Source organism: Streptomyces hygroscopicus subsp. hygroscopicus, assembly GCF_030269125.1.
GTDB lineage: Bacteria > Actinomycetota > Actinomycetes > Streptomycetales > Streptomycetaceae > Streptomyces > Streptomyces hygroscopicus_C.
The window spans coordinates 701,692-713,410 of the sequence record NZ_BSSM01000001.1 but is presented as its reverse complement, the minus strand read 5'-3'; the positions used below and the strand labels follow the sequence as shown (position 1 = coordinate 713,410).

Annotated in this window: 11 protein-coding genes and 2 pseudogenes; 6 read left to right on the top strand and 7 right to left on the bottom strand. The window is 75.6% G+C overall.

All coding sequences use genetic code 11. From position 1 onward, the window contains the following. Positions 1 to 21 precede the first annotated feature (21 nt). Positions 22 to 714: a helix-turn-helix domain-containing protein gene (locus tag QSK45_RS02985; RefSeq protein ID WP_285552884.1), complete on the top strand. Its 693-nt coding sequence runs from the start codon at positions 22 to 24 to the stop codon at positions 712 to 714. Here QSK45_RS02985 and QSK45_RS02980 read toward each other — a convergent pair. Continuing rightward, the gene (locus tag QSK45_RS02980; protein ID WP_285552882.1) at positions 697 to 1,098 is read right to left on the bottom strand and encodes a VOC family protein; all 402 of its coding nucleotides are present in this window, start codon (positions 1,096 to 1,098) and stop codon (positions 697 to 699) included. The two genes, QSK45_RS02985 and QSK45_RS02980, sit on opposite strands and share 18 nt — an antisense overlap. Positions 1,099 to 1,161: 63 nt before the next feature. Continuing rightward, positions 1,162 to 1,794 (bottom strand): VOC family protein, encoded by a 633-nt coding sequence (locus QSK45_RS02975; RefSeq protein ID WP_285552879.1) that lies wholly within the window; start codon positions 1,792 to 1,794, stop codon positions 1,162 to 1,164. 308 nt (positions 1,795 to 2,102) lie between these two features. Between QSK45_RS02975 and QSK45_RS02970 the strand changes: the two genes are divergently transcribed. The 3 genes from QSK45_RS02970 (at position 2,103) to QSK45_RS02960 (ending at position 5,045) form a co-directional block, all read left to right on the top strand. Further along, complete coding sequence (locus QSK45_RS02970) at positions 2,103 to 2,966, top strand: isocitrate lyase/PEP mutase family protein (RefSeq protein ID WP_285552877.1); 864 nt, start codon at positions 2,103 to 2,105, stop codon at positions 2,964 to 2,966. Continuing rightward, positions 2,963 to 3,217 (top strand): hypothetical protein, encoded by a 255-nt coding sequence (locus QSK45_RS02965; RefSeq protein ID WP_285552876.1) that lies wholly within the window; start codon positions 2,963 to 2,965, stop codon positions 3,215 to 3,217. The genes QSK45_RS02970 and QSK45_RS02965 overlap by 4 nt, the downstream gene beginning before the upstream one ends. 268 nt (positions 3,218 to 3,485) lie before the next feature. After that, on the top strand, positions 3,486 to 5,045 hold the full coding sequence (locus tag QSK45_RS02960) for a carboxylesterase/lipase family protein (RefSeq protein WP_490993504.1): 1,560 nt from the start codon (positions 3,486 to 3,488) through the stop codon (positions 5,043 to 5,045). Between the two features lie 147 nt (positions 5,046 to 5,192). On the opposite strand, the gene mmuM is transcribed toward QSK45_RS02960, so the two are convergent. Further along, a complete protein-coding gene (gene mmuM / locus QSK45_RS02955; protein WP_285552874.1) occupies positions 5,193 to 6,128 on the bottom strand; it encodes a homocysteine S-methyltransferase in 936 nt (311 codons plus the stop codon). A gap of 135 nt (positions 6,129 to 6,263) precedes the next feature. Here mmuM and QSK45_RS02950 point away from each other — a divergent pair, with 135 nt between their 5' ends. Further along, entirely contained in the window at positions 6,264 to 7,079 is an 816-nt protein-coding gene (locus QSK45_RS02950; protein WP_285552873.1) for an isocitrate lyase/PEP mutase family protein, read from the top strand. On the opposite strand, the gene QSK45_RS02945 is transcribed toward QSK45_RS02950, so the two are convergent. The 4 genes and pseudogenes from QSK45_RS02945 to QSK45_RS02935 all read right to left on the bottom strand — a co-directional run bounded on the left by QSK45_RS02945 (position 7,013) and on the right by QSK45_RS02935 (position 10,578). Next, complete coding sequence (locus tag QSK45_RS02945) at positions 7,013 to 7,744, bottom strand: alpha/beta fold hydrolase (protein WP_285552871.1); 732 nt, start codon at positions 7,742 to 7,744, stop codon at positions 7,013 to 7,015. The two genes, QSK45_RS02950 and QSK45_RS02945, sit on opposite strands and share 67 nt — an antisense overlap. A gap of 98 nt (positions 7,745 to 7,842) precedes the next feature. Next, positions 7,843 to 8,247 carry a beta-galactosidase small subunit gene (locus QSK45_RS38300; RefSeq protein ID WP_490993497.1) on the bottom strand — a complete coding sequence of 135 codons (405 nt, stop codon included), beginning with the start codon at positions 8,245 to 8,247 and terminating at the stop codon, positions 7,843 to 7,845. 26 nt (positions 8,248 to 8,273) lie between these two features. After that, positions 8,274 to 9,215, bottom strand: a pseudogene (locus tag QSK45_RS02940) (sugar-binding domain-containing protein); the annotation flags it as partial. A 118-nt stretch (positions 9,216 to 9,333) separates the two neighbouring features. Next, positions 9,334 to 10,578, bottom strand: coding sequence for an FAD-binding protein (locus QSK45_RS02935; RefSeq protein WP_285552869.1), 1,245 nt, complete (start codon positions 10,576 to 10,578; stop codon positions 9,334 to 9,336). A gap of 107 nt (positions 10,579 to 10,685) precedes the next feature. Between QSK45_RS02935 and QSK45_RS02930 the strand changes: the two are divergent. Beyond that, a pseudogene (locus tag QSK45_RS02930) lies at positions 10,686 to 11,687 on the top strand (hydroxyacid dehydrogenase). The last annotated feature ends 32 nt before the right edge of the window (positions 11,688 to 11,719 follow it).

The window sequence follows — 11,719 nt, the reverse complement described above, 5'->3', positions numbered from 1 at the left end:
CGCCGTCGTACGCTGGCGGCCGTGTACGCGGAACGGACCTCCCGGCTGACCGGCGCGGTGGTGTGGACGAACGAGCCCGTCCCCGACCCGGCCGCCGTCCGGCCGGTGCTCCCCGACGGCTGCATGGACCTGCTGTGGGACGAGGAACGTCTGCTGGTCGCCGGGCCCGACACCCGCCCGTACCTCCCCGAGGGCCCGGCCCGCCGCTGGGCGGGTGTCCGCTTCCAGCCCGGCATCGCCCCCGTGCTGCTCGGCGTCCCGGCGCGCGAACTCCTCGACCAGCGGGTGGAGCTGGCCGATCTGTGGCCCGCCGCCCGGGTGCGCCGGCTGCGCGACCGCATGGCGGCGGCGGCCGACCCGGCGACGGCCCTGGAGGACATCGCCCTGGACGCGGCGGCGCGGGCGGCGGCGCCCGAGCCATGGGTGCACCGGCTGGTGCGACGCCTCGACGAGGGCCGCCCGGTCGCCGCCACGGCCGCCGAACTCGGCCTCGGCACGCGCACCCTGCACCGTCGCTGCCTCGGCGCCTTCGGTTACGGCCCCAAGACCCTGGCCCGCGTCCTGCGCCTGCGCCGGGCGCTCGCGCTGGCCCGCGCGGGCGTGCCGTACGCCGAGACGGCGATCCGCGCGGGGTACGCCGACCAGCCCCACCTCGCGCGCGAGGTGAGGCAGTTGGCGGGCATGCCGCTCGGGGAGCTACTCGGCGGCCGGTAGCGGCGCGAACAGGTCGACGCCGTTGCCGTCGGGGTCGAGGACGATGGCGTACCGCTGCCCCCAGACGGCGTCCCACGGCGCCGACTCCCCGTGGTACCCGGCGCCCACGAGGTCCGCGTAGAGCGCGTCGACCGCCGCGGGCGCCCCGCACCGGAAGGCGAGCGAGACCCGGCCCCCGGCGGCGGGCGGGCGCCAGCCGGGGCGGAAGGAGCGGACGGTCTCCTCGGTGTCGAGGGCGAGGACCGATCCGCCGGGCAGCCCGGCCTCGGCGTGCGGCAGGGCCTCGGAGCCCTCGGGAAAGACCAGTCCGAGGCGGCGGTAGAAGGCGAGCGAGGCGGCCATGTCGGAGGCCACCAGGCCGATCAGGGCGAAGTGTGCGGTCATGGGGGCACGGTAGGCGGCGGCCGGGGCAGGGGTCTTGAAGGAATCGGACACCGGGCCGCGGGGTCAGCCGAACGTGACCGGCCCGTTGGGCGTGTCCACCGTGAACGTGAGCGCCTCCGGTCCCTCCGCCAGGGCGAGCCGCGTGCCCAGCGCCGTCAGCGGGCCGCTCACCTCCTCCGGCCCCGGCACCGTCGCGGACACCTCCAGCAACGGGGTGACGGGCAGCCCCGAGGCGGCGGGGTGGCGTGAGTCGCCCCAGTCGATCAGGAACGGGACCAGGCCCGAGGGGTGCGCCTGTTCGCCGCCGGTCAGCCGCCAGCGCAGCACCGTGCCGTCCGGGGTGCGTCGGCTCATCGGGTGCGCGGGACCGGGGTCGTAGCCCCGCGCGCGGGCCGCCGCGATCGCCTCGTCCAGGTCCGGCGGACTGATCGCCCAGGTCAGCACGCGCGGCCCGGGAAGCCGGTCGACCCCGAACGGCCGCTCCCCGACCGGCCCGTGCTGCTCCGGGTCCGGGCCGACGATCTCCAGATAGGCCCGGCCGCCCAGGCCCACCAGATGGTTCCTGGTGCCATGGCCGAGGTGCGCGCCGCCGGGCGCGGGGGTCACGCCGGTGCGCCGCGCGAACTCCGCGACGGTGGCGTCCAGATCGGGGGTGGCGAGGACGAGATGGTCCAGATACGCGGGAATGGCGTTCACCCCGTGGGAGGCTACGGTCAACCGCCGCCCCGTTCAAGGCCGTCGCGCCGGCGGGCCGTCACCGACCGCGAGTCCGTCCCGGGCCCGCCTCCCGGACCTCCCGGCTCACCTGAACGGCGGACCGTCCGGACGGATCGGCTCCCCAAGTGACGTTTCTGCGGTGAACGGACTACGCCACCCGAGTGAGTAAAGCTGGCGTCATGTCAAGTCAATGTGAGTACCTAGAGATGCTCTTGGCTTGGTAAAGGGCTTTTAAGGTGCGGTGGCTCTCGCCGCCGCTCTCGCATACCCACAGAAGGAGCCGGACCTTGACCTACGGGAAGAAGCTGCGCGATCGCATCGCCGGGCCCGGGACCACACCGCTGATCGGCGTCTACGACATGTATTCGGCGTCGATCGCGGCCAAGCACTACGACGGGATGTTCGTCTCCGGATTCGGCTTCGCGGCCTCGTACTACGGCCTGCCGGACATCGGATTCATCGCCTGGCCCGACATGGTGGCCTTCGTCCAGCGACTGCGGGGCGCGTTCCCGCACCACCACCTCCTCGTGGACATCGACGACGGGTACGTCGACCCCGAGGTCGCCTGTCACGTCGTCGAGGGCCTGGAGCGCATCGGCGCCTCCGGGGTGATCCTTGAGGACCAGAAGCGGCCCCGCCGCTGCGGCCACGCGGACGGCAAGCAGGTACTGCCGCTGGAGGAGTACCTGGAGAAGCTCCACCAGGTCCTGGAGACCCGCAAGGACCTGGTCGTCGTCGCCCGCACCGACGCGACCGACGAGCACGACATCCTGCACCGCGCGGAGCGGCTCGCCGCGACCGACGCCGACGTGGTCCTGGTCGACGGGGTGCGCAGCGTCGAGTGGATCAAGCGGATCCGGGAGGCGGTCGGCGACAAGCCGCTGCTGTTCAACCAGATCGCGGGCGGCAAGTCCCCGCGCCTGTCCCTCGGCGAACTCTCCGAACTCGGCGTCGACGTCGCCATCTACAGCACGCCCTGTCTGTTCGCCGCGCACGAGGCGATGGACTCGGCGCTCGCCGGGCTGAAGGCCGCCGACGGCCGGCTGCCCGTGGTGGACCCCGCGAGCGGGGTGGGCGTGCAGGCGTCCACCAGCCTGCTGGAACGCAACATCGCCCGCGACCGGCTGGTCCCCGAAGGCGCGGGCGTGTGACCGGCGGGGCCCGCGCCGGCATGGCGGCCGCGCTCGCCGTGGCCCTCCTCGGGGCGGGTGCCGCCCCGGCACTCGCCGACGACAGCCTGGTCACCCTGGTCGACAACTCCCACGCCGACTCCTGGCTCGAGGTCGACCGCACGGCCAACGTGCAGACCGGCAAGGGCGACGCCGGCAGCGACCACGACGGCAGCGCCGTGGACGCGATCGAGGCCCTCCTCGGCAATCCCCCGTCTCCCGACGAGGACTGACGGGGGCGGCGAGGGGCCGAGAAGGCCGAGAAGGCCGAGAAAGGGGGACGAGCACACGCGGCCGTGACGGCCGCGTGCTCGGGGCGGCGCGGGCCGGGCAGCTTCCGTGTGGAGGCGGCCCGGCCCTCGTCGTCTCCGGGTCGGGCCGCGGGCGATGCTCGCCCCGGTCCGCCGAACGGCCCGACCGGAGGTCCGTGCACCGGAATACATCGAGGCCCTGTGGCGCTCTGAACATGAAAGGTGCATGACGGCGAAGGGCTGGTGGGCGATGGCGGCAGACCCGACGGGCCCGGTGGTCCGAACGCCCCACGGCGCCGTACGCGGCCGCTACGAGCGGGGTGTCGCCGTGTTCCGGGGCATCCCGTACGCCGCCCCGCCCGTCGGCCCGCGGCGCTTCCGGCCCCCCGAGCCGCCCGAGCCCTGGGACGGGGTGCGGGACGCGGCGGAGTTCGGTCCGACCGCGCCCAAACCGCCGTACTCCGAGGCGTTCGCCCAGTATCTGTCCGACCCCTCGATCCCCGGCGACGACTGCCTCAACCTCAACGTATGGACGCCCGACCCGGCCCCCGGCGCCCGGCTCCCCGTCCTGGTGTGGCTGCACGGCGGCGCCCTGACCAGGGGCTCCTCGGCCGTGCCGGTCTACGACGGCCGGACCTTCGCCCGCGACGGCGTCGTGTGCGTCTCGGTCAACTACCGGCTGGGCGTCGAGGGCTACGGACTGTTCCCGGACGCGCCGCCCAACCCCGGCCTGCGCGACCAGCTCGCCGCGCTGCGCTGGGTGCACGAGGCGATCGGCGCCTTCGGGGGCGACCCGGACCGGATCACACTGGGCGGCCAGTCGGCCGGCGCGATCAGCGCGGGCGTCCTGCTGGCCTCCCCCCACACCGACGGCCTGATCCGCCGCGCGGTGCTCCAGAGCGGCCCGCCGGAGGTCTCCGAGCGGGACAGGGTACGGCGGATGGTGCGCCGGATGGCCGCCCGCCTGAAGATCCCCGCGACGGCCGCCGCCTTCGCCGCCACCGACCGCGAGCTGCTGCTGCGCACCCAGGCCGAGGCGGGCCGGCTGGCCGGCCCGGTGCTCGGCGGGCCGGCGTTCGGCATCGTGGTGGACGGCGACCTCGTCCCCCGCGACCCGCTCGAGGCGCTGGTCGAGGGTGACACCGCCCGGGGCGTGGACCTGCTGATGGGCTGGACCCGGGACGAGTACCGGCTGTGGCTGGTACCCGGTGGACTGCTGGAGCCCATCGACCGGCTCGGCGCCGTCGCCGTCGCGGGGGCCATGGCCCGCTGCCACGCGGGGCCCGAGATCCCGCGCGGCTACCGCGTCCTGCACCCCGGGGCGGGGGCCGCCGAGATCGTCGGCCAGATGGTCACCGACCACATGCTGCGCGTCCCGCTGCGGCGCCTCGCCGACGCCCGCCCCGCCACCAGCCACCTCTACGAGTTCGCCTGGCCCTCCCTGCGCCCCGGCCTGCGCGCCTGCCACGCCCTGGAGCTGGGCTTCGTGTTCGACTCGGGGGACATCCCGGAGGCGCAGAAACTGGCCGGGCAGGGCGCCCCGCACGAGCTGTGCGACGCGATGCACGGTGCCTGGGTGCGGTTCGTGACCACCGGCGATCCCGGCTGGGAGGCATGGAACCCCGCGCACCCCGTCCGCGTCTTCGGTGACGGAGCCCCCCGCACGGCCTACGGCCCCCGCGACGCGGAGTACGCCCTGTGGTCCACCACCCCGCGCACCCCGTCGTCCGGCCCGACCACGACCCCCCGCGCCGAGCCGGCCTCCGCCATGCGCCGTCTGCGGCGCTCGGTGGGCGCGCTGCGCCGCTGAAGCCGGGCCTTCGCGCCCGGGACCGGCTCGTCGAGCGCCGAGACCCCCCGGCCCGCCGCGCGTCCTCGGTCCCGAGACCGCGCGGCCACCGGTGACCGCCCCGCGGAGGCGGGGAGCGCGGCGACCGGCGCGGGCCCCGCCCGCCGATCAGCCCCTCCGCGCGCCCAGCGCCCGCGCGATCGCCCCGATGCCCTCCGGGCCCACCCGGCAGCACCCGCCGATCAGCCGCGCCCCCCGCGCCCGCCAGGCCGTGACCTGCTCGGGGCCGAAGGTCGTACGGCCGTCCCAGGAGCGGGCCGCGGCGTCCCAGGACTCGCCGCTGTTGGGGTAGACCACGACCGGCTTGCCGGTGACACGGGCCGCGATCTCCACGGCGGGGGCGACGTCCTCGGGTGCGCAGCAGTTGACGCCCACCGCGATGATCTCGTCGGCGTCGGCCGCGAGGGCGAAGGCCCGCTCCAGGGGCTGCCCGGCGCGGGTGCGGGGGCCGTCGATCGTGTACGACAGCCAGGCCGGGACCCCCAGACCGCGTACCGCCCCGAGCAGTGCCTCGGCCTCGTCGGTGTCCGGGACGGTCTCCAGGGCCAGGACGTCCGGCGCGGCGGCGGCCAGGACCTCCAGGCGGGGGCGGTGGAAGCGCTCCAGCTCGCCGGTGGTGAGCCCGTAGCGGCCGCGGTACTCGGAGCCGTCCGCGAGCATCGCGCCGTACGGCCCGGCCGAAGCCGCCACCCACAACGGGCGCCCCACGCCGGCGTCCCGGGCCCGACGGGCCGCGTCCCGGGCCAGCCCGACGCTCAGCGCGAGCAGCCGCGCCGCCTCCGCGTGGCCGATGCCGCGCCGGGCGAAGCCCTCGAAGGTGGCCTGGTAGCTGGCGGTGATCGCCACGCTCGCGCCCGCCAGGTAGTAGGCGAGGTGCGCCTCGGTGATCGCTTCCGGTCGTTCGGCGAGCAGCCGCGCGGACCACAGCGCGTCGGTCAGGTCGTGCCCCGCGGATTCCAGCTGGTTGGACAGCCCGCCGTCGAGGACGACCGTCCCGGCGGCGAGGGCGGCGGCGAGGCCGGGGGCGGAGACGTTGCCGGTCATGCCGGTGACGCTAGTCCAAACGGCGCGGGAGCGGGGCGGGCGTCCAGCGGCTGGGCAGCCGGCCGGGGAAACGCCCTCCACGGGCGCCCGCACGTTTCGGCCCGCGCCGAAACGATCCGGAACTAGCGTGGCCGCATGACCGCAGACCAGTCTCCCCCGGGAACGTCCTTCGCCGCGCTCCACCACCGCCCCGGTGAGCCGCTGCTCCTGCCCAACGCCTGGGACCACGCCTCGGCCGCCGCGCTGGCCGCCCGGGGCTTCGCCGCGATCGCCACGTCCAGTCTCGCGGTCGCGGCGGCCGTCGGGCTGCCCGACGGGGAGGCCCGCACCCGGGAGCACACCCTGCGGCTCGCCCTCACCCTCGGTTCCGAGCCGTATCACCTGACCGTGGACGCCGAGGGCGGCTTCTCCGACGATCCGGAGGAAGTGGCGGGGACGGCCCGGGAGTTGTGGGCCGTCGGCGCGGTCGGGGTCAACCTGGAGGACGGACTCGGGCCGAGCGACCTGCTCGCCGCGAAGATCGCCGCCGTCAAGGCCGCCGTGCCGGGGATGTTCGTCAACGCCCGCACCGACACGTACTGGTCGGGTGACGGCGACGAGAGGGACACCCTCCGGCGCCTCGACGCCTATCAACAGGCGGGCGCCGACGGTGTGTTCGTGCCCGGCCTCACCGACCCCGCACGCATCGCCGGCCTCGTGCGGCGCCTCGACACCCCCCTCAACATCCTCCACTCGCCCGCCGGACCCACCGTGGCCCACCTCGCCGATCTGGGCGTGGCCCGGATCAGCCTCGGCTCCCTGCTCTACCGCAGGGCGCTCGGCGCGGCGCTGGACGCGATGGCCGACATCGCAGCGGGCCGGGCGCCGGGCGGTACGACCCCCTCCTACGACGAGGTGCGCGCGCCGGAGCGCAGCGTCTCGGTCAGCAGGTCCGCGAACTCCACCGGGTGATCCAGCGTGCCCAGGTGGCCGCCTGGGAACTCCGCGAACGCGCCGCCCAGCCGTCCGGACAGGAACTCGGCCGTGCGGTGGAGGAGTTGGCCCCGCGAGTCGGCGCCCGCGGCGAGCGTCAGCCGGGTCGGGTCCCCGACCGCGAGCGGCGTGTGCGCGGTGAACGGGCGCAGCACCCGCGCCAGGAAGACCCCCATCGCAGTCGCCGAGCCGCCCTCGGCGGGCGGCCGACTCGGCCCGTCCAGCTGCCCGAGCAGCTCGGCGCGCCGCTCGGCACCGTCCGGCAGCACGGTGACACACGGCGGTTCGTGCGCCACCACGTGCGCCAGCCGTTCCGGATGCCGTGCGAGCAGATCGAGCACCGCGATCCCGCCCGAACTGGTGCCGAACACACGCGCCGACTCGCCCTCGGGCAGCACCGCCGACAGCACCCGGTGCGCGCCCTCGCTCCAGTCCGCCACCCGCTGCTCGGGCACCGGCAGACCGAGCCGCCCGTGGGCGAGCCCCAGCGGGTCGTACGTCACCACGGTGAACCGCGTGGCGAGCCGCTCGACCAGCGGTCCCCATCCCATCGGATGCCCGGCCCCGCCCGGCAGCACCAGCAGCACGGGCCCCTCGCCCGTGACGTCGTAGTGGTCGCCGTCCTCGTGTGCCGTCTCGGTCATCGCTCGTCCTCTCCGGGTCCGGCACCGGGGCCGGCCGCGGGGCGTCGGTCGCCCTGCCCGCCGGACAGTACGCCCCGTCCCGTCCCGAAGCCCGCGAATTACGCGGCGCCCGGCCGGGCGGAGAAGACGAAGGAGAACTCCGCCGGTTCCGCCCACAGCCGGTAGCGCGGCAGCGGGCCCGGTCCGCACGACTGGGAACCGATGCCGTGCTGGGCGTGGTCGAGCCCGACCCAGACCGTGTCACCCGGCACCAGATCGGAACGGTGCGCCGCGGCGTCCAGTTGCTCGCCGGTCCAGCGGCGGGCCGTCAGGAAGAAGACCGGGTCGCCCTCGACCCGCAGTCCGCCCAGCTCGGCCCAACGGACGTCGATCCGGGCGCCGTTCTCCTGCGGACGGACGTACGGCGTCTGCAACTCGTCCACCGTGGACTCCCAGCACCCCACCACGGCGGCCGACCTGGTGTCCGGGTACGCCTCCCCGGGACCGCCGCCGAACCAGCGCACACGGTCGGTCGTGGCCGCCGCCAGCCCGAGGCGGATTTGAAGAGCACGGGCCTGCCGTTCACCGTGAGCAGGCCGTCCGCCACCTCCACCGTGCGGAAGCCGATCCGCAGCGGCACCCGTTCGCCCCCGGTGGCCGGCACCCCGTCGTACAGCCGCGGCACCTCCGCGGACCACGGCCGGACCGGCACCGTCACCGGCTCCCCGGTCGGCACGTCGACGCCGAGGTCCGGCACCGTGACCCTGCCGTCCACGTCGGAGTCGACGCGCAGGGTGCCGGTGCCCGTGCGGTGGTCGTACGAGGCGTGCACGAAGAAGTCCCGCACCCCGCCGGCCGGCCGGTGCAGCAGGGTGACGTCGCGGAAGATGCCGGGCAGCCACCACTGGTCCTGGTCCTCCGGGTAGGAGCCCGCCGACCACCGGTGGACCCGCACCGCCGGCACGTTGCCGGCCGGCCTCAGCAGCGGCCCGACCGCGAACTCGTGGGCGAGCCGCGAACCCTTGAACGTGCCCGGCTCCGTACCGTTCAGCCACACCCGGGCGCAGGACTCCACCCCGTCGAACCGCAGCACCGCCCCGTCGCCGCCGCCCCGGGGCCAGTGCGCCGGCAGGTCGAACACCCGCAGGTGGTCGCCGGTCGGGTTCTCGGTCGGCACCCGCGGCGGATCGACCGGGAAGGGGTAGCGGTGGTTGGTGTGGACGGGTGAGCCGTGGCCCTGGAGGACCCAGTGGCCGGGGACCGTGACCCGCGCCCAGCCGCCGGCGTCGTACCCCTCCCGTGAAGGCGTCGGCGTCGCGCCCCTCCTCGAAGAAGCGGGCGTCGGCCGTCGGCGACAGCCTGAACCGCCACGAGCCGTTCAGGGAAAGGGACGTGGCGTCCGAGGTCGCGTACCAGGCGCGGGCGGCAGGGCCCCGGAGCCGGGGGAGACGTCCTCGACGTACTCGGTGCCGGAGGGGGAGGCGACGGACATCGGTCTCCGATCTGGTGCCCCACACGACGGAAGGGTGGGGTCAGGTGGGAGGGATGCTCACGTGAGGCTGGGCGCGGGGCCCGGCACCCGACAAGGGACCGGGCCCCACGGGACGTCGTCAGGCGCCGAGCACGTCCGCGACGAACGCGTTGGTGAACTTGCCCGCGGGGTCGAGGGAGCGGGCCAGGGCCCGGAAGTCGCCGAGGCGGGCGTAGCGCCCCCGCACCACCGCCGGCGGCATGCCGAACACCTTCCCCCAGTGCGGGCGCGGGTCGAACGGCTCCAGGACCGCCTCCAGTTCGCGCACCACGCGCAGGACCGCCGCCTCGTCCCGCACCCAGGTGAAGTGCAGCGCCACCGAATCCCGCGCGTGCGCCGGGCTGAGCCACTGCGGATCGGCGGCGATCGTGCGCACCTCGCACGTCTGGAGCACCTCCGCCACGGCCGCCCGTATCCCGTCGACCGCGTTCAGGGCGTCGACGGCTGCCGAGCGCGGCACCAGGTACTCCGACTGGATCTCCTCCCCGCTGCTCGGCGTGAACTCCGCCCGGAAGTGCGGCAGCCGCTCGTGCCACGGCCCGGGAACGCCCAGCTGCTCCGTGCAGTTGGCCGCGGGCATGCCCGGCACCGGATGCAGGGGCTCCGCCGCCGGCGCCGCCCAGGGGAAGTCCACCGCCGGCTGGTCGGTGCGCCGCTTGACCCACACCTGCCTGAAGCCCGGCTCCCGCCAGTCCGTGAACAGGCTGACGCTGTACGCGGATCCGGCGACCGCCTCGAAGTCCAGTCCCGCCAGCGGCAGCTCGGTGTACACCCGCTGCTCGACCTCGAACGCCGGTACGAGGTCGAGGGTGAGCGCGGTGACGACGCCCAGCGCGCCCAGCGAGGTCACGGCGCCGTCGAAGCGGTCGTCACCCCGGGCGATCGTCACCGTCGTACCGTCCGCGACCACCAGCTCCACCTCCCGTACCGCCGAGGCCAGCGGGGGGTTGGCCATGCCCGAGCCATGGGTGCCGGTCGCCACCGAACCGGCCACCGAGATGTGCGGCAGCGAGGCCATGTTCGCCACGGCGAGGCCGTGGGCGTGGACCGCGCGGGCCAGCTCGGCGTAGCGGACCCCGCCGGAGACCCGGACCGTCCGCGCGGCCCGGTCCACCTCGATCACCGGCGGCAGGGCGGCGGTCGACAGCAGCACGCCGGCCGGGCCGGGGTCCGCGACACGGTTGAAGGAGTGCCCGCTGCCCAGGACCCGCACCCTCGCCGCGTCCGCCACCAGGGCGCGCAGCGCGTCGAGCGTCCGCGGGCGCTGGTACTCCTTCGCGCCGTAGGTGATGGTGCGGGCCCAGTTGGTCACCGTCTCCCTCATACTGCCGTTCCTTTCGCCGGGCGGTGGGTCCGTTGACCCTCTCATCCGCCGCGACCTACCGTAGAGACCGCTTGCCGCCCGCGCCGCACCGAGCGGAGGGTCCGTCCTTGCCCGAGCGTCCGCGGGCCGTGTTCGCCATGGCGGCCGAGTACGTGCCGTGCGTGTTCCCGCCCGGCCTGCTCGCCCGTCTGCGCGCCCACCTGGACATCGACCCCGCCCTGGTGGCGCACGACTTCGCCGAGCCCGGGTGCGGACGGCCCCCGCCCACGCCGAGATCCTCGTGACGGGCTGGGGCTGCCCCCGCCTCGACGCGGCCGCCCTGGACGCCGCCCCCCGGCTGCGGGCCGTGCTGCACGCGGCCGGCTCGGTCAAGGGGTTCACCATCGCCGAGGTGTGGCGGCGCGGCATCGCCGTCTCCTCGGCCGCCGAGGCCAACGCCCTGCCCGTGGCCGAGCACACCCTCGCGATGATCCTGCTCACCGGCAAGAACGCCTTCGCCCTGCGCGAGGAACCGCGCGAGCGCCGCGGCTTCCCGTACGGCGCGATCGTCCCCGGCATCGGCGACCACGGCCGCCGCGTGGGCGTCGTCGGCGCCTCCCGCGTGGCCGCCGGCTGATCGCGCTGCCGCGCCCGTACGACCTCGCCGTCACCCTCGGCGACCCCTGCGTGGAGGTCCCGGAGGCCGCACGCCTCGGGGTGCCGCTGCTGCCCCTGGACGACCTGCCGCGCACCAGCGACGTCGTCACCCTGCACGCCCCGCAGACCCCCGCGACCCGGCACCTGATCGGCGCCCGCGAGCCGGCCCTGATGCCCGCCGACGCGGTGCTCGTCGGCACCGCGCGCGGTGCCCTCGTCGACCACGAGGCGCTCGTCGCGGAGCTGCGCACCGGGCGCCTGAGCGCCGTCCTGGACGTCACCGACCCCGAACCGCTGCCCGCCGACTCCCCGCTGTTCGACCTGCCCAACGTGCTCCTCACCCCCCGTCTGGCCGGCTCCCAGGGCAACGAGGTGGCCCGGCCCGGGGCCTCGGTGGTCGAGGAGGCCGCGTGGTCGGGGCCGGCCGGCCCCGGTACGCGGTCGACCCCGCGACGCCGGACCGGACGGCCTGAGGAACTCCTCCCGGGCGCGCCCACGGGACCCG

Coding starts and splice junctions, on each gene's coding strand:
- QSK45_RS02945 (WP_285552871.1), bottom strand. CDS start 7,744: ATGACCGAGACGGCACACGAGGACGGCGACCACTACGACGTCACGGGC.
- QSK45_RS02980 (WP_285552882.1), bottom strand. CDS start 1,098: ATGACCGCACACTTCGCCCTGATCGGCCTGGTGGCCTCCGACATGGCC.
- QSK45_RS02950 (WP_285552873.1), top strand. CDS start 6,264: ATGACCGCAGACCAGTCTCCCCCGGGAACGTCCTTCGCCGCGCTCCAC.
- QSK45_RS02960 (WP_490993504.1), top strand. CDS start 3,486: ATGGCGGCAGACCCGACGGGCCCGGTGGTCCGAACGCCCCACGGCGCC.
- mmuM (WP_285552874.1), bottom strand. CDS start 6,128: ATGACCGGCAACGTCTCCGCCCCCGGCCTCGCCGCCGCCCTCGCCGCC.
- QSK45_RS02935 (WP_285552869.1), bottom strand. CDS start 10,578: ATGAGGGAGACGGTGACCAACTGGGCCCGCACCATCACCTACGGCGCG.